Source organism: Sanguibacter antarcticus (genome assembly GCF_002564005.1).
Classification (GTDB): Bacteria; Actinomycetota; Actinomycetes; order Actinomycetales; family Cellulomonadaceae; genus Sanguibacter; species Sanguibacter antarcticus.
Genome location: NZ_PDJG01000001.1, coordinates 2,657,867 through 2,684,101, shown reverse-complemented (window position 1 = coordinate 2,684,101; position 26,235 = coordinate 2,657,867). Strand labels below are relative to the sequence as shown.

At 70.2% G+C, this 26,235-nt stretch carries 20 protein-coding genes; 12 read left to right on the top strand and 8 right to left on the bottom strand.

The window, feature by feature from the left end:
- Nucleotides 1-9: 9 nt before the first annotated feature.
- The 3 genes from ATL42_RS12105 to ATL42_RS12095 all read right to left on the bottom strand — a co-directional run bounded on the left by ATL42_RS12105 (nt 10) and on the right by ATL42_RS12095 (nt 3,073).
- On the bottom strand, nt 10-765 hold the full coding sequence (locus ATL42_RS12105) for a ZIP family metal transporter (RefSeq protein ID WP_098455567.1): 756 nt from the start codon (nt 763-765) through the stop codon (nt 10-12).
- Nucleotides 766-822: 57 nt separating this feature from the next.
- Nucleotides 823-2,508, bottom strand: coding sequence for an ABC-F family ATP-binding cassette domain-containing protein (locus tag ATL42_RS12100; RefSeq protein WP_098455566.1), 1,686 nt, complete (start codon nt 2,506-2,508; stop codon nt 823-825).
- A gap of 76 nt (nt 2,509-2,584) precedes the next feature.
- Nucleotides 2,585-3,073 (bottom strand): GNAT family N-acetyltransferase, encoded by a 489-nt coding sequence (locus ATL42_RS12095; RefSeq protein WP_098455565.1) that lies wholly within the window; start codon nt 3,071-3,073, stop codon nt 2,585-2,587.
- A gap of 154 nt (nt 3,074-3,227) precedes the next feature.
- Between ATL42_RS12095 and ATL42_RS12090 the strand changes: the two genes are divergently transcribed.
- Nucleotides 3,228-3,614, top strand: coding sequence for a YciI family protein (locus ATL42_RS12090; protein ID WP_098455564.1), 387 nt, complete (start codon nt 3,228-3,230; stop codon nt 3,612-3,614).
- 12 nt (nt 3,615-3,626) lie between these two features.
- On the opposite strand, the gene ATL42_RS12085 is transcribed toward ATL42_RS12090, so the two are convergent.
- On the bottom strand, nt 3,627-5,747 hold the full coding sequence (locus tag ATL42_RS12085; protein WP_098455563.1) for a thioredoxin domain-containing protein: 2,121 nt from the start codon (nt 5,745-5,747) through the stop codon (nt 3,627-3,629).
- Nucleotides 5,748-5,928: 181 nt separating this feature from the next.
- Here ATL42_RS12085 and ATL42_RS12080 point away from each other — a divergent pair, with 181 nt between their 5' ends.
- The 5 genes from ATL42_RS12080 to ATL42_RS12055 all read left to right on the top strand — a co-directional run bounded on the left by ATL42_RS12080 (nt 5,929) and on the right by ATL42_RS12055 (nt 14,705).
- A complete protein-coding gene (locus tag ATL42_RS12080; RefSeq protein WP_098455562.1) occupies nt 5,929-7,098 on the top strand; it encodes a TRAFAC clade GTPase domain-containing protein in 1,170 nt (389 codons plus the stop codon).
- Between the two features lie 433 nt (nt 7,099-7,531).
- The gene (locus ATL42_RS12070) at nt 7,532-8,890 is read left to right on the top strand and encodes an MGMT family protein (protein WP_169925417.1); all 1,359 of its coding nucleotides are present in this window, start codon (nt 7,532-7,534) and stop codon (nt 8,888-8,890) included.
- Between the two features lie 240 nt (nt 8,891-9,130).
- Nucleotides 9,131-11,590, top strand: a complete 2,460-nt coding sequence (locus ATL42_RS16735) for a plasma-membrane proton-efflux P-type ATPase (RefSeq protein ID WP_245862503.1) — start codon at nt 9,131-9,133, stop codon at nt 11,588-11,590.
- Nucleotides 11,584-12,327 (top strand): beta-phosphoglucomutase family hydrolase, encoded by a 744-nt coding sequence (locus tag ATL42_RS12060; RefSeq protein ID WP_245862499.1) that lies wholly within the window; start codon nt 11,584-11,586, stop codon nt 12,325-12,327. Before ATL42_RS16735 ends, ATL42_RS12060 begins: the two co-directional genes overlap by 7 nt.
- On the top strand, nt 12,324-14,705 hold the full coding sequence (locus ATL42_RS12055; protein ID WP_098455558.1) for a glycoside hydrolase family 65 protein: 2,382 nt from the start codon (nt 12,324-12,326) through the stop codon (nt 14,703-14,705). The genes ATL42_RS12060 and ATL42_RS12055 overlap by 4 nt, the downstream gene beginning before the upstream one ends.
- Nucleotides 14,706-14,732: 27 nt before the next feature.
- Here ATL42_RS12055 and ATL42_RS12050 read toward each other — a convergent pair whose 3' ends face one another.
- Entirely contained in the window at nt 14,733-15,971 is a 1,239-nt protein-coding gene (locus ATL42_RS12050; protein WP_098455557.1) for a sensor domain-containing phosphodiesterase, read from the bottom strand.
- 128 nt (nt 15,972-16,099) lie between these two features.
- Between ATL42_RS12050 and ATL42_RS12045 the strand changes: the two genes are divergently transcribed.
- Together ATL42_RS12045 and ATL42_RS12040 are read left to right on the top strand one after the other, a co-directional pair.
- Nucleotides 16,100-17,848 (top strand): GAF domain-containing SpoIIE family protein phosphatase, encoded by a 1,749-nt coding sequence (locus ATL42_RS12045; protein WP_143556755.1) that lies wholly within the window; start codon nt 16,100-16,102, stop codon nt 17,846-17,848.
- A gap of 63 nt (nt 17,849-17,911) precedes the next feature.
- The gene (locus tag ATL42_RS12040; protein WP_098455555.1) at nt 17,912-19,054 is read left to right on the top strand and encodes a YihY/virulence factor BrkB family protein; all 1,143 of its coding nucleotides are present in this window, start codon (nt 17,912-17,914) and stop codon (nt 19,052-19,054) included.
- A 2-nt stretch (nt 19,055-19,056) separates the two neighbouring features.
- Here ATL42_RS12040 and ATL42_RS12035 read toward each other — a convergent pair whose 3' ends face one another.
- Complete coding sequence (locus ATL42_RS12035) at nt 19,057-20,103, bottom strand: helix-turn-helix transcriptional regulator (RefSeq protein ID WP_098455554.1); 1,047 nt, start codon at nt 20,101-20,103, stop codon at nt 19,057-19,059.
- Nucleotides 20,104-20,208: 105 nt separating this feature from the next.
- Between ATL42_RS12035 and ATL42_RS12030 the strand changes: the two genes are divergently transcribed.
- Entirely contained in the window at nt 20,209-20,634 is a 426-nt protein-coding gene (locus tag ATL42_RS12030) for a VOC family protein (RefSeq protein WP_098455553.1), read from the top strand.
- Between the two features lie 73 nt (nt 20,635-20,707).
- Here ATL42_RS12030 and ATL42_RS12025 read toward each other — a convergent pair whose 3' ends face one another.
- The gene (locus tag ATL42_RS12025) at nt 20,708-21,364 is read right to left on the bottom strand and encodes a QsdR family transcriptional regulator (RefSeq protein WP_169925416.1); all 657 of its coding nucleotides are present in this window, start codon (nt 21,362-21,364) and stop codon (nt 20,708-20,710) included.
- 160 nt (nt 21,365-21,524) lie between these two features.
- Between ATL42_RS12025 and ATL42_RS12020 the strand changes: the two genes are divergently transcribed.
- On the top strand, nt 21,525-22,703 hold the full coding sequence (locus ATL42_RS12020; protein WP_098455552.1) for an acyl-CoA dehydrogenase family protein: 1,179 nt from the start codon (nt 21,525-21,527) through the stop codon (nt 22,701-22,703).
- Between the two features lie 17 nt (nt 22,704-22,720).
- On the opposite strand, the gene ATL42_RS12015 is transcribed toward ATL42_RS12020, so the two are convergent.
- Nucleotides 22,721-23,323 carry a TetR/AcrR family transcriptional regulator gene (locus ATL42_RS12015; protein ID WP_098455551.1) on the bottom strand — a complete coding sequence of 201 codons (603 nt, stop codon included), beginning with the start codon at nt 23,321-23,323 and terminating at the stop codon, nt 22,721-22,723.
- 112 nt (nt 23,324-23,435) lie between these two features.
- Here ATL42_RS12015 and ATL42_RS12010 point away from each other — a divergent pair, with 112 nt between their 5' ends.
- Entirely contained in the window at nt 23,436-24,344 is a 909-nt protein-coding gene (locus tag ATL42_RS12010; RefSeq protein WP_098455550.1) for an ABC transporter ATP-binding protein, read from the top strand.
- Nucleotides 24,341-25,942 carry an ABC transporter permease gene (locus ATL42_RS12005; protein WP_098455549.1) on the top strand — a complete coding sequence of 534 codons (1,602 nt, stop codon included), beginning with the start codon at nt 24,341-24,343 and terminating at the stop codon, nt 25,940-25,942. The genes ATL42_RS12010 and ATL42_RS12005 overlap by 4 nt, the downstream gene beginning before the upstream one ends.
- The last annotated feature ends 293 nt before the right edge of the window (nt 25,943-26,235 follow it).

Sequence of the window (26,235 nt, the reverse complement as noted above, 5' to 3'; positions counted from 1 at the left end):
ATGCTTGGGTCAGCCTCCGAGGCGGGAGACCGTGAACGCGAGGAGGAAGCCCGCGGAGGTGATGAGGCCGGTGAGGACGTGGGCACGCTCGAACGCCTCGGGGATCATCGTGTCCGCGACCATCGTGAGGATCGCGCCCGCGGCGACGGCCGTGATGATCGCGACGACCTCAGGTGACGCGTCGCCGAGGAAGGCATAGCCGGCCGCGGCGGCGAGCCCGCTGATCGCTGCGATCGAGCACCACACGCCGAACACGTAGCGGGCGCTGCGGCCGGCCTCCTTCATCCCGGCAGCGCTCGACAAGCCTTCAGGAACGTTGGAGAGGAACACCGCGACGGCGACCCCGACGCTCACCCCGCCCCCGCCGAGGAGGCTCGCCCCGAGAACCACAGACTCTGGGATGCCGTCGAGCAGCGCACCGATCGCGATGGCACCACCGCTGCCGCTCTGCTCCTCCTCCGACGGTTGCTTGCCCCGAGAACGCTTGCGGTGCCGGGCGCCGCGACGGTTGAGCTCGACGTTCGCGAGCACGTACGTCACCGAACCGGCGAGGAACCCGAGCGCTGCAGGCCCGATGCCGCCGGTGTCGGCAGCCTCGTCCATGAGGTCGAACGCGAGCGCCGAGACGAGCACACCAGCGCCGAACGCCATGACGGTCGCCGTCACCGTGGCCGGTACCCGGACGAACCAGGCCACGGCTGCGCCGAGGACGAGGGCGGCCCCGCCGACCAGTCCCCACGCGCCGGCTTCGAGGACAGGGTTCACGAGGGCGTGGGCATCGAGGTCGGGTGCGTCGCGGTCGGGTTCGGCGTGCTCATGGGCTCACTCTTCCGTGACACGGCCTCCAGCGACAGCCCACCGACGGTTGACCTGCACGGCGTCGAGCATGCGGCGGTCGTGCGTCACCAGCAGGAGGGTGCCGGTGTAGGACTCGAGGGCCTCTTCGAGCTGCTCGATCGCCGGCAGGTCGAGGTGGTTGGTCGGTTCGTCGAGCACGAGGAGGTTGACGCCGCGCGCCTGGAGGAGCGCCAGCGCGGCGCGGGTGCGCTCGCCCGGGGACAACGACCGGACGGGACGCAGCACGTGTGCGGCACGCAGCCCGAACTTGGCCAGGAGCGTGCGCACCTCGGACTCGGGCCAGTCCGGCACGAGGCGCGCGAACGCGTCGAACAGGGGAGCAGGGGTGGAGGTCTCTGCGCCCTCGCCGAGCTGGCTGCGCGCCTGGTCCACCTCACCGATCGCGACGCTCGCGCCGAGCGACGCCGTGCCGCTCGTCAGGGGGACCCGCTCGAGCAGCGCGCGCAGGAGAGTCGTCTTCCCGGAGCCGTTGGCGCCGGTGATCGCGACCCGGTCGCCTGCGTCGACCTGGAGCGAGACCGGGCCGAGGGTGAACGGCGCGGCGCTCTGCGTATCCGGGCCGTCGGCCCCACCCAGGGTCACGACGGCCTCGCGCAGCGTCGCGACGACGCTCGACCCACGCGGTGCGGCGGCGATCTCGTAGCGCAGCTCCCACTCCTTGCGCGGCTCGACGACCTCGTCGAGGCGCTCGATCATGCGTTCTGTCTGCCGGGCCTTGGCCGCTTGCTTCTCTGAGCCTTCGCGGTGCGCCGCCCGGATGTGCTTGTCGGGGTCGCCCTTGCGGACCGCGTTGCGCACGCCCTTGGCCATCCAGCCACGCTGCATTTGCGCGCGCCCTTCGAGCCCCGCCTTCTTGTCGGCGTACTCGTCGTAGCTCTCGCGGGCGTGACGCCGGGCCGTCGCACGCTCGTCGAGGTACGCCTCGTAGCCGCCCGAGTACACCGCCACCTGCTGCTGAGCGAGGTCGAGCTCGACCACGCGCGTCACGCACCGCGCGAGGAACTCACGGTCGTGGCTCACCACGACGACACCGGTGCGCTGCGACGACACGAAGGCTTCGAGGCGGGCGAGCCCGTCGAGGTCGAGGTCGTTCGTCGGCTCGTCGAGCAGGAGGACGTCGAAGCGGGAGAGCAGCAGGGCTGCGAGGCCGACGCGCGCCGCCTGACCACCGGAGAGACCTGTCATGAGGTGGTCGTCGTCCAGGTCGAGGCCGAGGTCGGCAAGGACCGCGCCGGTGCGCTCGCCGAGGTCGGCGGCGCCGATCGCCATCCAGCGGTCGAACGCGGCGGCGTAGGCGTCGTCTGCTCCGGGGAGGCCGTCACCGAGGGCGCTCGCGGTCGCGTCGAACTCCGCCTGGGCGTCTGCGACGCCTGTGCGGCGGGCGAGGTGCGCGGCGATCGTCTCGCCGGGCACGCGCTCGACCTCCTGCGGGAGCCACCCGACGAGGGCGTCGGCCGGGGAGAGCGTCACGGCCCCCGCTTCTGGCGGCTGGACGCGGGCGAGCAACGAGAGCAGCGTGGACTTCCCGGCACCGTTCGCACCCACGAGGCCGACGACGTCCCCGGGAGCGACCACGAGGTCGAGGCCGGAGAACAGGGTGCGGTCGGCGTGGGCCGCGGCGAGGCCGCGGGCGACGAGGGTGGCGGTCATGCGTCTATCCTCCCCGACGCAGGGACGACGCCCGACGACGCCCGACGGTGACGCAGCCGTCGGCGCCGAGGCTCGGCTACGCGGTCGACTCGTCCGCAGGGGTGATCGGCTTGGACATCTGGATGGCGGTCGTCTCGTAGCCGAGCGACTCGTAGAGGTGACGTGCGGCCGTGTTGAAGCCGAAGACGTTGAGCCCGAGCGACGTCGCACCGTGTTCGGCGGCGACGCTCTCGGCGAGGACCATGACTTGGCGCCCCCAGCCCTTGCCGCGGTGCTCGAGCTCGATCTCGACGTCCCACACCCACCAGGCGGTCGGGTTCTCGTCGGAGCGCGGCCCGATCCAGAGGAAGCCGATCGGCAGGTCGTCGCGCACCACGTCGCAGACGACGTGCCCCGGGGCGAGCTGGCCCGCCGGGAAGATGTTCTCGTGGTTGCGCTCCGCGTTCGCGTGCGCCTCGTCGAGGGACTCGCCCGCGCGGACGCGATCTTCGATGTACTCCTCGAACGTCCGCTCGACCCACAGGGCGAGACGCGTGGCGGGCATGGGCTCGAGATGGACCGTCATGCGCTCATGGTGGCACGACGGGTGCCTGTTCGGCTCGTCAATACTGCAGGAGGCTGCGCCGGTTGAGAAAGTGCCCGTGAGGGTGTCGGATCGAAGGACAGTCGTTCGTCGTCAGGGTAAGAGACGTCCGCACACCGATCGAGGAGACGATGAGATGCCCACGTACATGCTGTCCGTCTACGGGCCTGCCGAGCGGAACGAGTTCGGCGACTACCCGACCAAGGAGGCCATGCTCCAGGCGGTCGAGGACACCGGAGCGTTCAACGACAAGCTCGTGGCCGAGGGCTGGTTCGTCTTCGCCGACGGGCTCGCACAGGCCACCACCGCCACGGTCGTCGACGGTCAGGGCGACCAGCCGGTGGTCACCGACGGGCCGTACCTGGAGTCCAAGGAGCACCTCGGCGGCTTCTGGGTGATCGACGTCCCCGACCTGGACGTCGCGCTGCGGCTCGCGGCAGAGGGCTCGAAGGCGTGCCACGGCGCGGTCGAGGTGCGGCCCTTCCAGACCGAGGACTCCATCAAGGCGCTGCTCCAGTCGTGATCGAGTCTGGCGTCACTCCTGCAGGAGGCTGCGCAGGCCCTCGGCGTCCGTGACCGGTCGTTCGCACACGAAACCCCGGCACACGTACGCCGTCGGCACGGCTGCGGGGCGGTCGGCGAGGAGCGGGTGCGTCGATCCCTCGACCCCCGTCGCGACGACAGCTCCCGGGGCACCGGAGCGCCAGGCCTCGCGCACGAGCGTATCGGCACGGGCCTGCGTCGTGCCTCCTGGGTCGGGTGCTGCAGGCAGGACGATCGCGATCTCGCGCGGCCCGTCGGCGAGCGCCTCGGCCACCGCGAGAGCGTGCCCGGCGAAGCGTGGCGCTGTGGCCGCGAGGGCTGGGTAGACGGCGAGGGCCGCCTCGGCGGCCACGCGGTGGCGGTGCGAGCCGGAGAGCGCGGCGTACCGCAGGAGGGCGCCGGCGGCGGCGGAGCGGCCCGACGGGCTCGCGTTGTCCCCGGGGTCGGCCGGGCGCACGACGAGCGGCACCTCGCCCTCGGGCGTCGCGGCGGGGGTGTCGAAGAAGGTGAGCGGACCGCGCGTCTCGCTGCCTGTGCCGGCGGCGGCGGGAGCCGGTTCGGCGAAGCGTTCGAGGACGACGTCGAGGAGCTGCCCGGCCACGTCGAACCAGCGGGTGGTGCCGGTGGCGGAGAAGAGCTGGAGGAGCCCGTCGGCGAGGAGGGCGTAGTCCTCGAGGACGCCGGAGGCTGCACCGACCTGCCCGTCGAGCGAGACACGGCGCAGCTCGAGGCTGTCCCGGCCGGAGGCGTCCGGTTCGAGGACCTGCAGGCCGACGACGTGCTCGGCCGCGACGACAGCCGCCTCGACCCAGTCGGGACGCTCGAGGATGCGGCCGGCCTCGGCGAGCGCACCGATGGCGAGGCCGTTCCAGCCGGCGACGACCTTGCCGTCGCGGGCGGGGTGCGTGCGCTCCTCGCGTGCAGCGAAGAGCGCGGCGCGGACGCGCGCCCACCGGGCGTCGTCCGCCGGGGGCACCGGCTCGAGGAGCTGCAGGACGCTCGACCCTGCCTCGAACGTGCCGCCGGGCGTCACCGCGAGGAGCTGTGCGGCCCACGCGCCGTCGTCCGCTCCGAGCACCTCGACGAGCTGGTCGGGCGTCCAGACGTAGAATGTGCCCTCATGGCCGTCGGTGTCTGCGTCGAGTGAGGAGGCAAAGCCGCCCTCGGCGGTGCGGAGCTCGCGCAGGAGGAACGCGGCGGTCTCGGTCGTCACGCGGCGGGCGAGACCAGCGAGGACGGTGTTCTCGCTGTGCGCGAGCGTGCGGGCGAGGTGCGCGTAGACGCTGAGGAGCTGGGCGTTGTCGTAGAGCATCTTCTCGAAGTGGGGGACCACCCACTGCGCGTCCACCGAGTAGCGTGCGAAACCGCCGCCGAGCTGGTCGTAGATGCCGCCGCGTGCCATCGCCTCGCACGTGCGCTCCACCATCTGCAGGGACAACGGGTCGCCGGTGCGCGCGTGGTGGCGCAGAAGCTGTTCGAGATTCATGGACGGCGGGAACTTCGGTGCCCCGCCGAAGCCGCCGTGCGTCGTGTCGAGCTGGCGGGCGAGCGCCTCGACCGCCACCTCCAGGTCGGTCGGAGACGGCGCAACCGTGTGCCGGGCAGAGAGCCCGGCGCCGGACCGCAGGTGCTCGACGAGCCCCGCAGCCTGCTCCTCGAGCCCGGCACGCTTGTCTCGCCACGCGGTGCTCACGGCGTCGAGCACCTGCGGGAAGCCCGGCATGCCGTGCACGGGAGTGGGCGGAAAGTACGTGCCAGCGAAGAACGGGGCGCCGTCAGGCGTGAGGAACACCGTCATGGGCCAGCCGCCCTGCCGCGTCATCGCCACCACAGCCGCCATGTAGACGGAGTCGATGTCCGGGCGCTCCTCGCGGTCGACCTTGATGCTCACGAAGCCGTCGTTCATCGTGCGCGCGATGGACTCGTCCTCGAAGGACTCGTGCGCCATGACGTGACACCAGTGGCAGGCCGCATAGCCGATCGACAGGAGGACGGGCACGTCGCGCTCGCGGGCCTCGTCGAACGCCTCGGAGGACCACTCCCGCCAGTCCACGGGATTCTCTGCGTGCTGACGGAGGTACGGGCTGGTCGCGGCCGCGAGACGGTTGGTCACCGGGCCAGTCTGGACCCTGAGGGAGCGGTGCGCGATCGGCGCACGGGGGGGGCTGCTGTGGTCGGGTTCTGCACGCGTGCTGGTGCCAGCGCATCCCCGGTGCCTTTTAAGCCACCCGGCATGGGTGAATTCTTTCTCGTGTCTACGAGGGCTGCTGCGCCTCGGCTGCTAGGGTCGCAAAATGACGGAAAAAGACCAGGTGCTGGACCAGCACATTGCAGTGTTCGGTGGGACCGGAAGCGGAAAGACCGTTCTGGTCTCGTCTTTCTACGGTGCGGCGCAGGAGCAGTCTTTCCTCAAGGAGAGCCTGTTCTATGTCATAGCTGACGACACCGGTCAGGGAAACCGCTTGCGGCAGAACTATCTGGGGATGAAGAACAGCGCGAAGGTGCCCGATCTCACCCGTTTTGCGGCGATTCCCTATTCCTTCATGATCAAGCTGAAGCACGCCAGCGGCGCGAAGGCTGCGAAGAAGGGGAAGTTCGACGCGCTGCGTCTCGTCTGGCACGACTACCCAGGAGAATGGTTCGACGAGGAGCCGAGCAGCGCTCAGGAGGCCACCCGTCGCGTCGAGACGTTTCGGGTGCTGCTCCAGTCGGACGTCGCGGTTCTTCTCGTCGACGGCCAGAAGCTGCTCGACTCCGCGGGCGAGGAGGAAAAGTACCTCAAGTCGCTGCTCTGGGGCGTCCGCGACGGACTCCTGCGGCTCAAGGACGACCTCCTCCACGAGGGTGAGCCGTTGGCGAAGTTCCCCCGCATCTGGATCATCGCGTTGTCCAAGGCAGACCTGCACCCCGACCTCGACGTCCACGGCTTTCAAGATCTGGTCGTCGAGAAGGCTGCAGGCGACCTCACGTCGCTCCACGAGGTGCTCAAGGGACTCGTGCAGACCCCTGACGCGCTGTCGATCGGCGAAGACTTCATGCTGCTCTCGTCGGCACGGTTCGAGCCAGGCCGGATCGAGGTGGCTGAACGGGTCGGCCTTGATCTCCTCCTGCCGGTGGCAACGATGCTCCCTCTGGAGCGAGTTGTTCGGTGGGGAGAGAAGTTCGAGATTCCGCAAAAGCTGTTCGCCAACCTTGTGAGCAATGCCGGGTCCGTGGCACATGCCCTTGCCGGCGCCAAAAAATTGGCCTCATTCTTGACGAAGGCGCCGAAGGTCGGCCCTGCTCTGGGTGTCATTGCTCTCCCCGCGCTCGTGACGGTAGCCCAGATGGGGGAGGCGAAGCTCCAAGAGATCAACGCCCAGGCCCGAGCGAACCACGACTACCTCACCGCGACGCTGGCGCACTTCCGGCTCCAGCTCGACCAGGGCGTCAAGGACGGCTTCCTCGTCAAGAGCCTCAAGTGACGCTCGTCTGGGCTACGCGCGGGCGCTCCTGGGGATTTCGGTTCCTCCTCCGTGGAGGATCTGCCGATCCGCTCCCGGTCTACGATCTCGCGTTCGCAGGAACTGACGGTGAGTCGACCGTCTGTCGGCGGGTCGGCACGAATGTGGCTCTGCGGTTTCCTGATCCGCTGGGCCGCTGTGACGCGGCAGGGCGCGTGATTCCCCACGACATCGTGGTGCTCCCTCCCCTCGCAGACGAGGTCCGCTCCTCCGAGGACGGGCAGCGACTCGTCTGGCCAGAGCTTGCTGACATCTTTGCGCGCGTGTGGGACATGCCGAGGCCGCCCTCGGAGGCCGATGTCCTCGGGAGTCCTCGGTAGCGACCCGGGGCGTGCATCGTTCGGCGCAGGTGCGCGTGGATCTGTCTGGTCAAACAGCGATGGGAGTGCCTCCGGTGGCGAGCGAGCTGGTGTTCACGGTCGACGGTTCGCAGGCGACGCCGGCGGAGTCGGTGACGCTCGCGGACGCAGGGCTCCGGGAGCGTGACGATCTCCAGGAGTGGGTAGTAGCGCATCCGCAGATCCTTGGCCCCGGCGTCATGGTCATCACGCTCGAGTTCGACCGGTGGTGGTCCGGGTCTGGTACCCGAGAGCGGGACCGGCTCGATGTTCTCGGCCTCGGCACCGACGGGCGCCTGGTGGTTGCCGAGCTCAAGCGTGACCGCGCACCGGACACGGTCGAGATGCAGGCGATCAAGTACGCCGCGATGGCGAGCCGGTTCACTGAGGAGTCCTTGGTCGACCAGCTGTCGCGCTTCCGCACCCGCCAGGGCCTCCCAGCGGACGAGGACACCGTGCGCGAGCTGCTCGCGACGCACGTGGGCGGCGAGCTCGACGCAGAGCTGCTGAAGAGACCGAGGATCGTGCTCGTGGCCGGGGCTTTTCCTCCGGTGGTGACGGCCACGGCCGTCTGGCTGACCGACATGGGCCTCGACGTGGCTCTCCAGAGGGTCCAGGCATACCGCACGCTGGGCGGCGAGATCGTCATCACGGTCTCGCAGCTGTTCCCGGTGCCGGACGTCGAAGAGCTCATGGTGTCGCCGCTCCGGGCGAAGGCGCGGGCAGACGACGCAGGCCGCCGTCGTGCGCGCGAGAAGAGCACGGTCGCGAAGCTCGTCGACTCGGCGATGATTCCTGACGGTACGACGCTCCGGCTCCGCCCCGTCGACGTCGATCCTGATCTTGCGCGGCAGGTCGAGGAGTGGGTCAGTGGCGATCCGCGGCGTGGTCGGGCGACGTGGAGCAACCGGCGGTCTGACCCGATCGAGTGGGAGTATGCCGGGCGGCGCGGACTGCCGACCCCGATCACTCAGGCGGTCCTGCTCGCGGCCGCAGGTGTCGAGTCCTCGGTGGGCGGAGCTGCGTGGTGGATCTTGCCCGACGGCCGCACTCTCAGCGAGATCGCCGGGACTGTCACGGTTCGCGGCGGCTTCGACTGGAGCATGCTCCACACCATCATGGCGGCGATCCCGGCGGGCAGGTGGACGACGTATGGTGATCTCGCGGCCCTGGTCGGCACGGCTGCGCAGCCTGTCGGGACCCACATCGGGCACTGCGCCGACTGCCCCGACGCGCAGCGGGTCCTGGGCGCGGACGGGCGCGTGAGCGAGTCGTTCGCCTGGACCGACCCGGACGACCACCGTGACCCGCTAGCCGTGCTCCGGGCAGAGGGCGTCCGTCTTGACCGGCGGGTCGCGGATCGCAGCCAGCAGATGAGCCTGACAGAGCTCGAAGAGCTGACCGAGCCAGGCTGAGCCAGCACGCACGAGCCCCCTCGGTTGACAGTGCACCAGCAGCGGAGTTGTGTGGACAGGACCAGGACCTCGTCGATCTGTGCGACCTCGAGGCCCCTCACTAGCAAGGAGCAGCGCTGTGCGCGTCTCGATCGCGTAGGGCCGCGGCTTTCCATAGACAGTGTGGAGCCACCTATGACTGTAGACAGCGTGCCGACGCAACCTGCGGAAACACACCCTCCCGACCTAGCGACGGTGCCGATGGAGGAGTTCCAAGAACGCCTCGAGACCTCGCCCGACGGGCTGACCCAAGACGAAGCCACCCAGCGGCTGTCGCGGTACGGACCCAACGAGATCGCCGAGCACTCGACCAACCCGCTCCTCAAGCTCTTGTCCTACTTCTGGGGCCCCATCCCCTGGATGATCGAGGTCGCAGTCATCCTCTCCGGCGCGGTCGGCCACTGGGCAGACTTCGCCATCATCCTCGTGCTGCTGGTCGCCAACGCGCTCGTCGGGTACAGCGAGGAACGACAGGCCGGCAACGCGATCGACGCGCTCAAGGCCAAGCTCGCGATCACCGCCCGCGTCCGGCGCGACGGCGCATGGGTGACCCCGCCTGCGCGCGACCTGGTGCCCGGTGACGTGATCCGCCTGCGTCTCGGCGACATCGTGCCCGCCGACGCCCGGCTGCTGGGCGGCGACGAGATCGAGGTCGACCAGTCGGCGCTCACCGGCGAGTCCCTGCCTGCCACGTGCGCGCCGGGCGACGCCGTCTACTCCGGGTCGATCGTCCGCCGAGGCGAGATCGGTGCCGTGGTCTACGCGACGGGTGCCCACACCTACTTCGGCAAGACCGCCGACCTCGTCCAGGACGCTCACACCGTGAGCCACTTCCAGAAGGCAGTCCTGAAGATCGGGAACTACCTCATCCTGCTCGCCGTCGCCCTCGTCACCGTCATCATGGTCGTCTCGCTGGCCCGCGGGGACGAGCTCCTGACCACCTTGCAGTTCGCGCTCGTCCTGACCGTCGCCGCGATCCCCGTCGCCATGCCGACCGTGCTGTCGGTGACGATGGCGGTGGGAGCGCGTCAGCTCGCGAAGAAGCAGGCGATCGTCAGCAGGCTCGTCGCGATCGAAGAGCTCGCCGGAGTCGACGTGCTCTGCGCCGACAAGACCGGGACCCTGACCCAGAACGCCCTGACGCTCGGCGACCCGTTCACCGCCCCCGGGATCACGGCCGACGAGGTGGTGCTCGCCGGGGCCCTCGCCTCGCGTGCGGACAACGACGACCCCATCGACCTCGCAGTCCTGGGCGGGCTGAGCGACCCGGACGCCCTGCACACCTTCACGGTGACGGGCTTCACGCCGTTCGACCCGGTCCACAAGCGCACGGAGGCCAGCGTCACCGGCCCGGGCGACGCGTCGTTCACGGTCACCAAAGGTGCCCCGCAGGTGATCCTGGCGCTCGCGGCGAACAAGGACGCTGTCGGGGCAGCGGTCGATGCCGCGGTGAACGACTTTGCCGCTCGTGGCTTCCGTTCCCTCGGTGTGGCTCGGACCGACGAGGCCGGGACATGGCAGCTCGTCGGTGTGCTGCCGTTGTTCGACCCTCCGCGCGAGGACGCGACGGCCACCATCGCTGCAGCAGCAGACATGGGCGTGCACGTGAAGATGGTCACCGGCGACGCGCTGGCGATCGCGAAGGAGACGGCAGGCAAGGTAGGCCTGGGCACCGACATCCTCGACGCGGAGGGCCTCGGCGACGTGACGAAGGACGAGAACGCCGAGGTGGGTCGCTCGATCGAGGCCGCCGACGGGTTCGCCCAGGTCTTCCCCGAGCACAAGTACCACATCGTCGACGTCCTCCAGCAGCGCGGCCACATCGTCGGGATGACCGGAGACGGCGTCAACGACGCTCCGGCACTGAAGAAGGCAGACTGCGGGATCGCGGTCTCGGGTGCCACCGACGCGGCCCGTGCGGCCGCCGCGATCGTCCTGCTCACCCCGGGGCTCTCGGTGATCATCGAGGCGATCGAAGAGAGTCGACGGATCTTCCAACGGATGAACTCGTACGCCATCTACCGCATCGCCGAGACCTTGCGCGTGCTGCTGTTCATGACGGTCGCGATCCTGGCGTTCGACTTCTACCCCGTCACCGCGATCATGATCGTCATGCTCGCCATCCTCAACGACGGGGCGATCCTCTCGATCGCCTACGACAAGGTGCAGTACAGGAAGACGCCCGAGGTGTGGAACATGCGTCTCGTTCTCGGCATCTCGACAGTCCTCGGCGTCGCAGGCGTCGTCTCGGCCTTCGGGCTCTTCTACCTCGGCGAGCGCGTCTTCAACCTCGATCGCGACCACGTCCAGACCCTGATGTACCTCAAGCTCTCGGTCGCAGGGCACCTGACGATCTTCCTTACGCGCACCCGCGGTCCGTTCTGGTCGATCCGGCCCGCCCGGATCCTGTGGGTCGCGGTCGTCGGAACACAGGTCATCGCGACGCTCATCGCCGTGTACGGGCTCTTCATGACGCCCCTCGGATGGGGCTGGGCCGGCTTTGTGTGGGGCTACGCGATCCTCTGGGCGCTGCTCAACGACCGCCTCAAGCTCGTCGCCTACCGGATCCTCGACCCCGGCGGGAGCGGCCGCGCCGCGGTGCCCGCACCGAGCGTGGAGGACGTCCCCGCACCGAGCGTGGAGGACGGCGCACGGTGCTAGGCCTGCCGAGCAAGATCACGACGTGCCTGTTCGACCTCGACGGGGTGCTCACCGACACCGCGTCCGTGCACGGCGCCGCGTGGCAGGAGATGTTCGACGAGTTCTTGCAGGCACGGGCCCAGCGCGACGGTGCGCCCTACGTGCCGTTCGACCCGGTGCACGACTACGAGGCGTACGTCGACGGCAAGCCCAGGCTCGACGGGGTGCGCGACCTGCTCGCCGCCCGCGGCATCGTCCTGCCGGAGGGCACCGACCAGGACGCCCCCACGGCCGAGACGGTCAACGGGCTGGGCAGCCGCAAGAACGCGATGGTGCTGCGCCGGATCCACGAGGACGGGGTCACCGTGTTCGACGGATCCCGGCGCTACCTCGTCGCCGCCGAGCGTGCGGGCCTGCGCCGAGCGGTCGTGTCGTCGTCAGCCAACGCCGGGGAGGTGCTGGCGGTGACCGGGCTCGCCGCGCTGGTCGAGGTGCGGGTCGACGGCGTGACGATCAGCGCCGAGCACCTGGCCGGGAAGCCCGCCCCCGACACGTTCCTGGCTGCTGCCGCGCGGCTCGGGTCCGAGCCGGGGGAGTGCGCCGTTTTCGAGGACGCGCTCGCGGGCGTCGCCGCAGGCCGGGCCGGTCGGTTCGGCTACGTGGTCGGTGTCGACCGGGTCGGTCAGGCGCAGCAGCTGCGATCGCACGGCGCGGACGTCGTCGTGACGGACCTGGCCGAGCTGGTGGAGGCCGCGTGATCCGGCACGGGGCGTATCCGACCGAGCCGTGGTCGGTGAGCGAGACTGCTCTCGACCTCAACGTGCTCGCGCAGTCCGAGTCGCTCTTCGCCCTGTCGAACGGTCACATCGGGTTGCGCGGCAACCTCGACGAGGGAGAGCCGTACGGCATCCCCGGGACCTACCTCAACGGGTTCTACGAGAAGAAGCCGCAGCCGTACGCCGAGGCCGGGTACGGCTTCCCCGAGACCGACCAGACGCTCGTCGACGTCGCGAACGGCAAGCTCGTCCGCCTCCTCGTGGACGACGCCCCGCTCGACGTCCGCTACGGCGACCTGCACGACCACCACCGCCGGCTGGACCTGCGCAGCGGGATGCTCGAGCGCACCGTCGACTGGAGCTCCGCCGCACAGACCCGGGTCCGGGTCCGCTCCCGCCGGCTGGTGTCGTTCTCGCAGCGAGCGATCGCCGCGATCGAGTACGTGGTCGAGCCCGTCGGGAGCGCGGCACGCATCACCGTGCAGTCGGAGCTCGTCGCGAACGAGCAGCAGCCGGGGGAGTCCACCGACCCGCGTGTCGCAGCGGTGCTCGGGCACCCTCTGGCGCCGGTCGCGCAAGACCGCGACGACCGCTCTGTCGTGCTGCTGCACCGGACGCGAGCGAGCGAGCTGCTCGTGGGCGCGGGCATGGGCCACATCGTCGAGGCACCCGGCCGGATGGCGTCCGAGGTGGTCGTGAGCGAGGACTGGGCGCGGCTGACGGTCTCGTGCACGGTGCAGCCGGGCGAGCAGCTGCGCGTGGTGAAGCTGCTCGCCTACGGATGGTCGAGCCTGCGCTCGGAGACCGCGGTCCGCGACCAGGTCGCCGCAGCGCTCGCGGGCGCGCGCCTGACCGGCTGGGACGGGCTCGTCGCCGAGCAGAGGGCCTACCTGGACGAGTTCTGGGACGCGGCCGACGTCGTCGTGGACGGCGACGCGGAGCTGCAGCAGGCGGTGCGCTTCGGGTTGTTCCACGTGCTGCAGTCCGGAGCGCGGGCCGAGCGTCGGGCCATCCCGTCCAAGGGCCTCACCGGCCTGGGGTACGACGGGCACACGTTCTGGGACACGGAGATGTTCGTGCTCCCGGTGCTGACCTACACCCACCCGTCGAGCGTCGCCGACGCTCTGCGATGGCGTCACTCGACGCTCGACCGGGCCCGTGCGCGCGCCGCCGAGCTGCACCTCGCCGGGGCAGCCTTCCCGTGGCGGACCATCCGTGGAGACGAGTGCTCGGGCTACTGGCCCGCCGGGACGGCCGCCTTCCACATCGACGCGGACATCGCCGACGCCGTGGTGCGCTACGTGTCGGCGACCGGCGACACCGGCTTCGAGCGGGAGGTCGGCCTCGAGCTGCTGGTCGAGATCGCTCGCCTGTTCGTGTCGCTCGGGCACTATGACCGTGACGGCGGCTGGCACATCGACGGAGTGACCGGGCCCGACGAGTACAGCGCGGTCACCGACGACAACCTCTACACGAACCTCATGGCGGCCCGGGCGCTCGTCGCTGCGGCCGAGGCGTCGCTGCGTCACCCCGACGTCGCGGACCGGCTCGGCGTGACCCCGCCGGAGACGTCGGTCTGGCGCGGAGCGGCCGCGGCCGTGCACGTGCCGTTCGACGCGGTGCTGGGGGTGCACCAGCAGTCGGCGGGCTTCACCGGGCACGCCGAGTGGGACTTCGACGACGACGAGGACGCGTACCCGCTGTTCCTGCACGCCCCGTACTTCGACCTCTACCGCAAGCAGGTCCTCAAGCAGGCCGACCTGATCCTCGCGATGCACTGGTGCGGCGATGCGTTCACCGCCGAGCAGAAGGCCCGCAACGTCGACTACTACGAGCGGCGGACCGTGCGTGACTCGTCGTTGTCCGCGTGCACGCAAGCGATCCTCGCCGCGGAGACCGGTCACCTCGACCTCGCGTACGACTACGCCCGCGAGGCGGCGCTCATCGACCTGCACGACCTGCAGAAGAACACCCACGACGGTCTGCACATGGCGTCGCTCGCCGGCGGGTGGCTCGCACTGGTGGCAGGGTTCGGCGGTTTCCGTGACACGGGGGGCACCCCGTCGTTCGACCCTGCCCTGCCGCAGGGGCTGACGCGGTTGCGCTTCTCTGTCCGGTGGCAGGGACTGCGGCTGACGGTGGACGTCCGTCACAGCGCCGTCACGTACGCCGTCGTCGACGGAGCCACCGCGAGCCTCGTGCTGCTGCACGCCGGTGAAGAGGTCACGGTCACGCCGGACGCACCGGTCACGCGGGAGCTCGGCATCCGGGTCCCGCTGCTCCAGCGCCCGGCGCAGCCGCCTGGTCGTTCGCCGGAGCCCGCGCCGCCCGCGGGCTCCGAGGGCAACCGCGGTCGGTGACCCGCGAGAGCGGACCGGTCGACGACGTCAGGACGCGATCGGCTGCTCGTCGTCCTCTGAGAACCCGTCTGCTGCGTGCTCCACCGCCGCGAGCCCCACGGGCGCGAGGTCCGCCGCGAGCCCGGGGCGTCCGAAGAACCAACCCTGCGCGAGGTCGACGTGCAGGCCGCGCAGCGCCTCGACGTCCTGGGCTGTCTCCACCCCTTCGGCGACGACGAGCGTCCCGTTCCCGTGCGCGAACTCCACGAGCGCGCCGACGAGCGTCGAGAGCACCGGGTCCGTGCTCACGCCGTCGACGATGCTCCGGTCGAGCTTGATGACGTCCGGGGCGCACAAGACGATGTGCCGCAACGACGAGAAGCCCGCACCCACGTCGTCGATCGCCAGCCGCATGCCTGCTGCGCGCGGCCCGGCGAGGACGGCGCGCAGGGCGTCGTAGTCCTCCACCTGGTCGTGCTCCGACAGCTCGAGGAGCACCCGGGGGAGAGGCAGCCGTTCGAGCAGCTCGGTGAAACCGGGGGTGAGGAGCGTCTGCGGCGAGACGTTCATCGCGACGTACCCGTCCACCGCGTCGAGGTGGTCGGCTGCCCGCTCGAGCGCGAGGAGCTCGAGCCGGTGACCGAGGTCGACGCTGTGCGCCTGCTCGAAGACGACGTCCGGTGCCATGCCCCACTCGGCGGGGAACCGGCTCAGCGCCTCGGCACCGACCCGGCGTCCCGTCGGAAGATCGACGATCGGTTGGAGGAGGACGACAGGTCCGCGCCCGTCGAGCACCGGCACGAGGCGTTCAGTGATCTCGTCGCGCCGCTCCTGCTCGACCACGCCTGGCTCGATGATCACAGCAGCAGCCGACGCCAGCACGCCCAGGAGTGCCTTGTCACGCAGGGTCAGGCCCGTGTCCGTCGTGAGGCCGGCCGCGCAGAACGTCCCGTAGAGCGTGCCGTCGCTCAACGTCACAGGCACCGAGACGTAGCTGCGCAGGCGAGGGAACTTCGCCGCAGGCAGAGCCATCGCCGCAGGGTGCTTGCGGACGTCCGGGATGACAGCAGGCAGACGGCCGTCGAGGATCGCCTGGCAGAAGGTCGTCTCCTGCTTGAGCCGCGCCCCCTCGGGGAAGAGGAGGGGGATCGAGGAGTCGACGACCTGGAGGTGCTGGACCGTGCCGTCCATCCGCGAGAGGAACGCGACGGAGAGCCCGATCGCCTCCTTGGCCGTCCGGAGCAGCTCCGCGACCTGCTGGTCGGCCTCCGACCTTCTCTTGCCCATGCTTTCGGCTCCTCTCCGCGAGCGCCTCGCGCACCTGCACGATCCCATCGACCTGCGGCAGAGATGCATGAGGCGCAGGGATCGCCGACGGGACGGTGAATCGTGCGCTGCCGTGGATAATCACTCTCGTGCCGTCTACCTCCCCATCCTCGCCGCGTCCTGGCGCGAGCGCCAGCGGGGCGCAGCTCCTCGACGAGGAGACACGGGAGCGCTATGCGCGCCTGGCGCGGGCACAGCTCGGCGCGACGGCAGCGGTCGTGTCGCTGACCCTCGACGGTGCGGTGCACCTGGGCGGGTCGGTCGCCAGCCTGGTCGTGGCGCGCGACGCCCCGGTCGTGAGTCGGGACCTGCAGCACGATCCCGCCCTGCGTGACCTTCTCTCTGGTCCGGACGCCGAGGTCGGGGCCCTCGTCGCTCTTCCGCTCCGGAGCATCGGAACGGTCCCGATCGGTGCCCTGTGCGTCGTCGACGCCGGTCCCCGGGACTGGTCTGATTCCGACCTCGAGCTCTGCGCCGACCTGGCCGACGTGTGCTCGTCGGAGCTGCGGCTGCGAGGAGAGCACGCGCGCTCTCGCGAGATCCAGCGCCTCACGACGCAGACGAACAGGCAGAGCCGCCTGCTTCTCCTGCTGAGCGACGCGTTCGCGGACGCGATCACGATCGACGACGTGGCGACGACCGCAGGACGCGTCGCGACCACGGGTCTCGGGGCCCGCTACGCAGGCCTCGCCCTCCTCGACGAGGACGGCATGTCCCTGACCTACACGTCGCTCGACGGCTTCTACGACGAGATCGACGAGAACTGGCGTACGGCGTACATCGGCGACGACCGTCCGCTGTCCTTGGTCGCCCTGACCCGCAAGCCCATGATGTTCACCGACAGCGCCGAGATGGTGCGGAAGTTCCCCATGACGGCGAGCGTCTCCCACAACGTCACCGGCGCGCGGGGCATGCTCCCGCTCATCTCGAGCGGAAAGCTCCTCGGGGTGCTCACGCTCGTCTGGGACATGCCACGGGTCTTCGACGAGCAGTCGAGGGCGATCAAGACGGCGCTCGCGGGGTACACCGCGCAGGCGCTGGACCGTGCGCAGATGCTCGCGGCGCGCCAGGGCGTGGCGAGGACGCTGCAGGCGGCGATGCTCTCGCCGCTCCCGACGATCCAGGGTGTGACGTTCGCGTCGATCTACGAGCCTGCGGCCCGCACGGAAGAGGTCGGCGGTGACTGGTACGACGCGATCGAGCTGCCGGACGGCTCTATCGCCGTGATGATCGGCGACGTCACCGGGCACGACGTCGCTGCGGCAGCGGTCATGGGTCAGCTGCGGTCGATGCTGCGCGCGTTCGCGTGGGAGCACAACGAGCCGCCGTCGGCCATCCTGTCGATCCTCGACAAGACGAACCGTGGGATCAAGCTCGACGCGACCGGGACGGCGATCGTCGCGCGGCTCAGCCACGAAGGAGACGGGCTACGGATGCGGTGGTCGAGCGCAGGCCACCCGCCGCCCGTCGTCGCTCGCGCGGACGGCACGGTCGAGATCCTGCAGGGCCGCAACGGTCTCATGCTCGGCGTGGAGCCCTCGATCACGCGCCACGACCACGAGGTGCTCCTGGGGCCGGGGGACGTCCTCGTCCTCTACACGGACGGCCTCGTCGAGCGGCGCGACGAGATGTTCCTCGACGGTCTCCGACGGCTCGTCACGACCCTCGAGTCGTCTGGGACAGTGGCGTTCGCGGAACTGCCGTCGGTGCTCGTGCGCGATCTCGTCGGTGATGCTCTCGCGGACGACATCGCGGTCCTGCTCGTCCGGGTCGACGCACAGCCTGCCGTGCCGGCCCCCGGTGCGCCGACAGACCTCGGTGAGGTCGCGTTCCGGTAGCGGTGCGGTCTCACCCGACGGACCATAGGGAGCCACCCCGTGCCCGTGCAAGGAGAGACCACGATGAGCTATACCGACAACACCGTGTCGGCAGCCCACCTCAAGGCAGACGCACCCCAGCCTGAGGACGACCGCAAACCAGGTTCGCCGACCGATCTCTCCAAGCACTCGTGGGGATTCATCGCTGGCAAGACGTTCCGCGAGTTCCTCTCCGACCAGTGCACTGACCTCGCCGCTGCCCTGACCTACTACGCGGTCTTGGCGATCGCGCCTGCGCTCTTGGCCCTCGTGTCGATCCTCGGGCTCGTCGGCAACAGCGAGCAGATCGTCGACAACCTCATGAACGTGCTTGAGGACTTCGTCCCGGCCAATGCGGCAAAGACGATCGAACCGGTCGTCGAGCAGGTGACCGGCTCCTCGGCTGCCGGGCTCGCGTTCGTCACCGGTCTCGTCGTCGCGCTCTGGTCCGCGTCCGGGTACGTCAACGCGTTCAGCCGCGCCATGAACCGCATCTACCAGATCGACGAAGGGCGACCGATCTGGAAGCTGCGCCCCATCATGCTGCTCATCACGCTCGTGACCCTCGTCCTCGTCGCGCTCATCGGCCTCATGCTCGTCGCCTCCGGGCCCGTGGCGAGCGCCATCGGGGCGTTCATCGGGCTGAGCGACCAGACGCTCACCGTATGGAACATTGCGAAGTGGCCCGTCGTCCTGCTGCTCGTCGTCCTCGTCATCGCGATCCTCTACTACGGCACCCCGAACGTGCGGCAGCCGAAGTTCCGCTGGCTCAGCGTCGGGGCGTTCGTCGCGATCCTCGTGTGGGCGCTCGCCTCGGTCGGGTTCGGCTTCTACGTGTCGAAGTTCTCCAGCTATGACGCGACGTACGGCGCGCTCGCGGGCGTGATTGTCTTCCTCCTGTGGCTGTGGATCACGAACCTCGCGCTCCTCTTCGGCGCCGAGCTCGACGCGGAGATCGAGCGTGGGCGCGAGCTCCAGGCGGGCATCGTCGCGGAGGAGACGATCCAGCTGCCGCCGCGCGACACGTCTGCGAGCGAGAAGAAGGCCGAGAAGGCCCAGGAGGACGTGGAGCGCGGGCGTGCGTTGCGCGAGAGGTCGGGCGTGGACGCAGACCCGGACGCCGAGCACCGTGTCGGGAACCGGCGCGCGAGCGAGACGACCACGAACGAGACGACCACGAACGACTGACGTCAGCGGCTCGCGGTCGCTGCTTCCGCGTAGCGGACCGCGAGCAGGCTGAAGGCGTCGACGAGCTCGGGCGGCTCGACGCCCGTGACGACGGCGCCGAACCGGCCGAGCGAGGCGGCGAGCGCCACCCAGGACCAGGAACCGACCGTGATCCTGCACCGGTCGTGCCCGAGTGCTTCGACGCTCCCGTCACCGACGAACGGGAGGACCGCGGCGGCCGGGAGGTCGAGGACGGCGGTCCCGAGGCAGGGCCAGACGTCGGCCCGTCGTGCGCCCTTGAACTGCGCGGAGACGAAGGAGCGCACCTCCCCGCCGGGAACTTCTCGCGGGGTGAACCGTGGACCGTTCGGGGTGCGCAGGGTGATCCTGTCGGTGCGGAAGATCCGCCAGCCGTCCGCGTCGAGGTCCCACGCGACGAGGTACCAGCGTCCGTGCGAGGTGACGACGTGGTGCGGTTCGATGCGGCGGGGTGGGCGCAGGTCCCGGCTCTCGCGACGGGTGTCGTCCCGATCGCGGTCCTGCTCGCCGGTGCTCGCGTAGTCGAGGCGTAGGACCTCTCGGGCGCGGACGGCTGTCGAGAGGTCGACGAGCAGGCCGGGCGACACCTGCTCGGCGGTGCTGCTGGGGTCGCCGGAGGGCCGCGCCGAGGGCCGTCCAGGGAGCACGGTGACGTCGAGAGAGTCGAGCCGGTGGCGCAGGCGTGGCGGCATGACCTGGCGCACCGTGGCGAGGGCGCGGACGGCGGCCTCGTCGATGTCGGCACCGCTCGACGCCGCGGACTGGAGGGCGAGGGCGAGCGCGACGGCCTGGTCGTCGTCGAAGAGCAGCGGCGGGAGCTCGGTGCCTGCGTCGAGGCGGTAGCCACCGGCCGGTCCCCTGAGGGCGCGGATGCTGTAGCCCATCTCGCGGAGGCGCTCGACGTCTCGCCGGACCGTCCGGTGCGTGATGTCGAGGCGCTCGGCGAGGATGGGGCCGGGCCAGTCTCGTCGTGTCTGCAAGAGCGAGAGGAGCGCGAGGAGGCGAGACGTCGTCGCGGTGGTCGTCGTCATAGGCCCGACCCTACGGTCGGTAGAGGACCGAGGCTGTCCTGTATCGCTGTGAGAGTTCGTGGTGTCCGGGGAACGACCCGGGGCGCATCTCACCCAGGAGCAGACATGACTGTCACCACCACCCCTCACCTGAACTTCCGCGGCGACGCGCGCGCGGCACTCGAGAAGTACCACGACGTCTTCGGCGGACGGCTCGTCGTCGTCACGAACGCGGACGCGTCCAGCGTCGAGACGCCTTCCGAGGCGCAGCAGGTGAAGTACGGCCAGGTCGTCGTAGAGAACGGGTTCCAGATCATGGCGTACGACGTCCCCGCGAGCGTCCCGTACGACCAGGGCGAGAAGTCCCTCTTCGTCTCCGTGCGCGGCGACTCTGCCGACGAGATCTCCGAGCTCTGGGGACGGCTGGCCGAGGGGTCGACCGTGCTCGCCGATCTCGGACCGTCGGCGTTCTCCCCGCTCTACGGCATGGTGGAGGACGCGTTCGGCGTCGTCTGGGTCCTTGACGTCGCGGTCGCCTACGACGCAGCCTGACCGTCGATGCGCGGCCTGGTCTCGTGCGGCGCGTCAGTGGGTCTGAGCGGACCTGCGGACCTGCCGTGCGAGGTCAGGCCGGGCGCAGGACGAGGCGGAACGCGGCGAGCGCGCGCTCGCCGCTGGGGGCTTCGCCGGTGATGAGGTCGGTGTAGGTGAACGACTCCGAGATCCGCACGAGGAGGTAGGCGAGGTCGTGGCACGGGAGGGTGAGCGTCATGCGGCCGGCGTCGCTCTCCTCGCGCAGGGCGGCCTCGGTGACGGCGACGAAGCGGCGCTGGACGTGGCTCTCCTTCGTGGTGAGCAGGCGCAGCGCCCGGGCGGGCTCACGGCGCAGGAACGCGCGGAAGTACTCGGTGTCGATGAGCGCGCCGGTGAAGTCGGTGAGCACGGTGACGACCCGGTCGGCTCCGGCACCGACGGCCCGACGGTCGACCTGGTCGAGGGTGGGTGCTGCGAGGGACCACAGGACCTCTGAGAGGAGGGCGTCGCGCTTGCCGACCCAGCGGAACAGGGACGTGCGGTCGACGCCGAGGCTCGCGGCGAGCACGGTCATGTCGACGCGTTCGCCGGCGATGAAGGTCTTGCGGGCGTGGACGAACGCCCGCAGGGCGTCCTCGTGGAGGTCCGGTCCGGGCTGCAGCCGTCGGGAGAGGGCACTGGGCACGAGGCTGGTGCCGAGGCTTCCCATCCCTGCCGTGGTGCTGGTGTCGCCGGGCTCGTCGGTCATGGGCGCACCCTAGCCGGGCGCTTCTCGCGGCTGCAACGTCCTGTGACGTGGGGTATGTGGTCACCCTGCGGTCTATGCAACGTTCTGGGGAATGATGCATAGTTGGCCTGCGCAGGCTCGTCGCCGACCTGCGCGGCCACCCACAGCAACGGAGCTCAGGATGCTTGCACGATCCCTCGAAGTCGACTTCTTTCACTTCCAGGACAGCCTCACCGCCCGCGAGAACACCTCGATCCTCGAGATCCGGGAGTTCTTCGACACCCACGTGCGCCCCATCGCCGACGACTGCTGGGACCGTGCCGAGTTTCCGCACGAGATCGTCCCTGGGCTCGGCAACCTCGGCGTCCTCGGGTCGTCGTGGGAAGAGTCGCGCCACTTCGAGAACAGCGCCCGGTACCGCGGCTGGGCCGCGCTGGAGATGGGCCGGGTCGACGCGTCCGTCACGACGTTCGTCGGTGTGCAGAGCGGGCTCGCCATGGGAGCGATCGGCGTCGGCGGCTCGGACGTCCAGCGCAAGGAGTGGCTCCCGAGGATGGGCCGTGGCGAGATCATCGGGGCGTTCGGTCTCACCGAGCCGCTCTCAGGCTCTGACTCAGCGCGGGGGCTGCGGACCACGGCGGCGCGTCGTGGCGACACGTGGGTGCTCGACGGCGCCAAGCGCTGGATCGGCAACGCGACCTTTGCGGACGTCGTGATCATCTGGGCGCGAGACGTCGCCGACGACCAGGTGAAGGGCTTCATCGTCCCCACCGAGACGCCGGGCTTCACCGCGACGAAGATCGAGGGCAAGCAGAGCCTGCGGACCGTGCAGAACGCCGACATCGTGCTCCAGGGCGTCGTCGTGCCCGATGAGCTGCGCCTCCAGGAGATCCACTCGTTCCGCGACGTCGCGACCGTCCTGAGGCTCACGCGCGCCGAGGTGGCGTGGCAGGCTGTGGGGAACGCGATCGGCGCCTACGAGGCCGCGCTCGCGTACGCCAAGGAGCGGGAGCAGTTCGGCAAGCCGATCGCGGCCCACCAGCTCGTCCAGGACCTGCTCACGCGGTGCCTCGGCAACATCACCGCGAGCATCGCCCTGTGCATGCAGGTGTCCCAGCTGCTCGACGAGGGTCGCCAGGGCGACGAGCACGCGGCCCTGGCGAAGTCGTTCGCGACGAGCCGGATGCGCGAGACGGTCGGGTGGGCGCGCGAGATCATGGGTGGCAACGGCATCTTGCTCGACTACGGTGTCGCCCGCCGGTTCGCTGACGCCGAGGCCATCTACTCGTTCGAGGGCACGCGCGAGATGAACTCGCTCATCGTCGGGCGAGCCATCACGGGGCACGCGGCCTTCGTCTGACGGCCGGCGGCCGTCCTCTAGCGGTGGGTGTCTGTGAGGTAGCGCTGGATCGTCGGTGCGACCTCGTCGACGAGCTCGTCGAGGGTGAGGTCCGCGAGCGGGGGGATCCGCACGAGGTGGCGGGCGAGGGCGACGCCGAGCAGGTGGGAGCCTGCGAGGGTGAAGCGTCGCATCTCCTCGGCGTCGTGGGCGGCGTTCTCCAGGATGCGAGCGAGGAACACGTCGCGCAGGATGTCGGCGGCGTTCGCTGAGGTCACGGCCGAGCGAAACAGCGCGAGCAGGACCTTCCGGGTGTCCGCCTCTTCCCAGAGCCGCAGGTACACGTCGGCGATCTCACGGCCTGCGGTCGTCGGGTCGCCGCTCATGGCGGCCGCGATGCGGGTCGGGATGGTGGTCCGGTCGGCGACGGCTGCCGCGAACAGCGCTTCTTTGTCGCCGAAGAAGTGCCGGATGAGCGCCGGGTCGACGCCTGCGGTCGAGGCGATCGCGCGGATCGAGGCGCTCTCGTAGCCGTGCTCGGCGAACAGGCTCAGGGCTGCGTCGAGGATCGCCTCCCGGGTGCCGCTGTCGCCTGCTCTCCGACCGGTCGGTCTGTTCCGTCGGGGTCCAGGCGTCGTCATGCCCCCACGATACTCTCCGCGCGTGGACTTCCCCACTTGTGGAATTCTCTGTATGGGGAGTTTACTGGGGGTGCCCGGCCGTCGGGTGCACCAGACACGAGGGGACGATCCGATGAGCGGACCAGACACGGTGGTCGAGAGCGTGGGACTGACGAAGTCCTACGGAAAGTTCCCGGCGCTCCGGGGCGTCGACATGGAGGTCGAGCGAGGCGAGGTGCACGGGTTCCTTGGCCCCAACGGCGCCGGCAAGTCCACCACGATCAGGATCCTGCTCGGCCTGCTCAAGGCCGACGGCGGCACCGTCCGCCTCCTCGGCGGCGACCCGTGGACCGACACCGTCGAGCTGCACCGCCGCCTGGCCTACGTCCCCGGAGACGTCTCCCTCTGGCCGGGGATGACCGGAGGCGAGGCGATCGACCTCCTCGGCGCGCTCCGCGGCGGCCTCGACGAGCAGCGTCGGGCCGAGCTCGTCGAGCGCTTCGAGCTAGACCCGACCAAGCGGGGCCGGCAGTACTCCAAGGGCAACCGCCAGAAGGTCGCGATCGTCGCGGCGCTCGCCTCAGACGCCGAGCTCCTCGTGCTCGACGAACCCACCTCCGGCCTCGACCCCCTCATGGAGAACGTCTTCCAAGAGGTCGTCACCGAGGCCACGCAGCGGGGAGCGACCGTGCTTCTGTCCAGCCACATCCTCGCTGAGGTCGAGATCCTGGCAGACCGCGTGAGCATCATCCGCGACGGGCAGATCGTCCGGTCCGGCACCTTGACCGACCTGCGCGGGCGCGCCCGCACCACGATCCACGCCAGCACGACGCGACCCCCCGACCTCAGCGACCGCGAGCTGTTCGGCGACGTCCACGTCGACGGCGCCACGCTGGTGGTGAGCGTCGAGTCCGGCCGGATCGGCGAGGCGATGACCCTGCTCGCCCCCGCAGGCCTCACGGCGTTGACCGTCGCCCCGCCGTCGCTCGAGAGCCTGTTCCTGCGCCTCTACGGCAGCGACGACGCAGAGGCAGCCCGATGAGCGCCGTCGCGACGTCCCTCACCGGGACGGTGCCGCTGCTGCGCACCTCCCTCAAGCACGACGGCCGCCGGTTCGCCCCCTGGATCGGGATCGTCACGTTCCTGTCGGCGTCGTCCGTCCTCATCTACCCGTGGGTCTTCCCGACCGCGGCCGAGCGCCTGGCGCTCGCCGCCGCGCTCGGCGCGAACCCCGCGCTCGGCCTGATCTTCGGCCCCGCCTACGACCTCAGCTCGGTCGACGGCTTCAACGCCTGGCGCAGCCTCACGCTGGGTGGGTTCTTCGTCGCGCTCGGTGCGATCTTCACGGTGATCCGCAGCACCCGCGCTCAAGAGGACTCCGGCCAGGCCGAGCTCCTGGCCTCCGGGGTGATGGGCCGCTCCTCCCGGCTGATGTCCGGGATCGCGGTGGCGCTCGTCGGGTCCCTGGCCGCGGGCGTGGTCGCCAGCCTCGCCACGATCCTGTTCGGCGGAGGGTGGGAGACTTCCCTGCTCTTGGGGGCGACCTTCACTGCGAGCGGCTGGATGTTCACCGCGGTGGCAGCGGTGACCTCCCAGATCGGCTCTGACGCGCGCACGGCCAGCTCGATGGCTGTCGGTACCCTCGGCGTCCTGTTCGTGCTCCGCGGCTTCTCCTCCTCGCTCGACGCACCGGCCTGGACGCTGTGGATCAACCCGCTCGGCTGGATGCAGGAGACCCGTCCGGCCAGCGGCGGCCACTGGGCGCCCCTGCTCTTCGCGGTCGCCTTCGCGCTCGTCGCGGTGGCCGTGGCCTTCGTCCTGCAGAGCCGTCGCGACTACGGGCAGGGGGCGATCGCGCCGCGCCCAGGGTCCGCTCGCGGTGCCACGCTCACCACCTGGGGCCTCGCTGTGCGCCTGAACCGCGGACCGATGATCACGTGGGCCGTCGCCTTCCTGGGCCTCGGCGTGGTCTTCGGATACTTCGCTGCCTCTGCCGACGACCTCTTCAGCGGTGACGCGTCCGTCCAGCAGATCTTGGCCGCCGGAGCGACGAGCCCAGACGAGCTGGTCGCGGCGTTCGTCCGCACCATCATGAGTCTGCTGGGCATCCTCGCGGCGGTGCCCGGCGTCCAGGTGCTCCTCAAGCTGCGCACGGAGGAGCTCGAAGACCGGGTCGAGCCCGTCCTCGCCGGCGCGGTCTCTCGGCGCCGCTACCTCGCGAGCACCGTGGTGCTGGCGCTGGGCGCCTCGACCGTCTATGTCCTCGTCGCCGGGGTCCTCGTCGCGCTGCTCGCAGCACGGGCGGACATCGGGATGAGCTTCGCTGACGCGCTCGTGCAGGCGGTGACGACCGCGCCGGCGGTCTGGACTGTTGTGGCGCTCTCTGTGCTCGTCATCGGGGCCCGTCCGGCGCTGGGGATCGCCGCGTGGGCGGGCGTCCTCGCCTCGTTCGGCCTCACGCTTCTCGGGCCGAGCTTCGGTCTCAGCGACTGGGTCCTGGCGATCAGCCCGTTCTGGCACGTGCCAGAGATGGCCACGACCCACACGGACTGGAGCGGGCTCGGTTGGCTCGCCCTCGTGACGGCGGCGTTCGTGACGATCGGCTTCGTGGGCTTCCGCAGGCGCGATCTCGCACGATGACTACGCCCTCGCCCTGGGCGGGCGAGGGGTGGTGCAGGGGTGGGGGGGGAGAGGGAGACGAGCCGTCAGGAGACCGGGGCGTGCTCGCGGGCGGGGGCGCCAGAACGGCGTCCGCGGACCGCGCGGGGGGTGAGGGGGGTCGACGGCGCGAGTGGGTGCTCGACGATGAGGTTAGCCATCGCCAGCCCGGCAAATCCGACTCGCCGGAGCGAGACGAGCGTAGGGGGAGCTTCTGCTGCGGTATCGAGCTTCTGACTGATCACCCTGAGGACACTAGAGCCACCGGGGGCCGC

Excerpts from the sequence above, each read along its gene's own strand:
- ATL42_RS12100 (WP_098455566.1), bottom strand. The coding sequence starts at position 2,508 with ATGACCGCCACCCTCGTCGCCCGCGGCCTCGCCGCGGCCCACGCCGAC.
- ATL42_RS12095 (WP_098455565.1), bottom strand. The coding sequence starts at position 3,073 with ATGACGGTCCATCTCGAGCCCATGCCCGCCACGCGTCTCGCCCTGTGG.
- ATL42_RS12090 (WP_098455564.1), top strand. The coding sequence starts at position 3,228 with ATGCCCACGTACATGCTGTCCGTCTACGGGCCTGCCGAGCGGAACGAG.
- ATL42_RS12080 (WP_098455562.1), top strand. The coding sequence starts at position 5,929 with ATGACGGAAAAAGACCAGGTGCTGGACCAGCACATTGCAGTGTTCGGT.
- ATL42_RS16735 (WP_245862503.1), top strand. The coding sequence starts at position 9,131 with ATGGAGGAGTTCCAAGAACGCCTCGAGACCTCGCCCGACGGGCTGACC.
- ATL42_RS12050 (WP_098455557.1), bottom strand. The coding sequence starts at position 15,971 with ATGGGCAAGAGAAGGTCGGAGGCCGACCAGCAGGTCGCGGAGCTGCTC.
- ATL42_RS12040 (WP_098455555.1), top strand. The coding sequence starts at position 17,912 with ATGAGCTATACCGACAACACCGTGTCGGCAGCCCACCTCAAGGCAGAC.
- ATL42_RS12035 (WP_098455554.1), bottom strand. The coding sequence starts at position 20,103 with ATGACGACGACCACCGCGACGACGTCTCGCCTCCTCGCGCTCCTCTCG.
- ATL42_RS12030 (WP_098455553.1), top strand. The coding sequence starts at position 20,209 with ATGACTGTCACCACCACCCCTCACCTGAACTTCCGCGGCGACGCGCGC.
- ATL42_RS12025 (WP_169925416.1), bottom strand. The coding sequence starts at position 21,364 with ATGACCGACGAGCCCGGCGACACCAGCACCACGGCAGGGATGGGAAGC.
- ATL42_RS12020 (WP_098455552.1), top strand. The coding sequence starts at position 21,525 with ATGCTTGCACGATCCCTCGAAGTCGACTTCTTTCACTTCCAGGACAGC.
- ATL42_RS12015 (WP_098455551.1), bottom strand. The coding sequence starts at position 23,323 with ATGACGACGCCTGGACCCCGACGGAACAGACCGACCGGTCGGAGAGCA.
- ATL42_RS12010 (WP_098455550.1), top strand. The coding sequence starts at position 23,436 with ATGAGCGGACCAGACACGGTGGTCGAGAGCGTGGGACTGACGAAGTCC.
- ATL42_RS12005 (WP_098455549.1), top strand. The coding sequence starts at position 24,341 with ATGAGCGCCGTCGCGACGTCCCTCACCGGGACGGTGCCGCTGCTGCGC.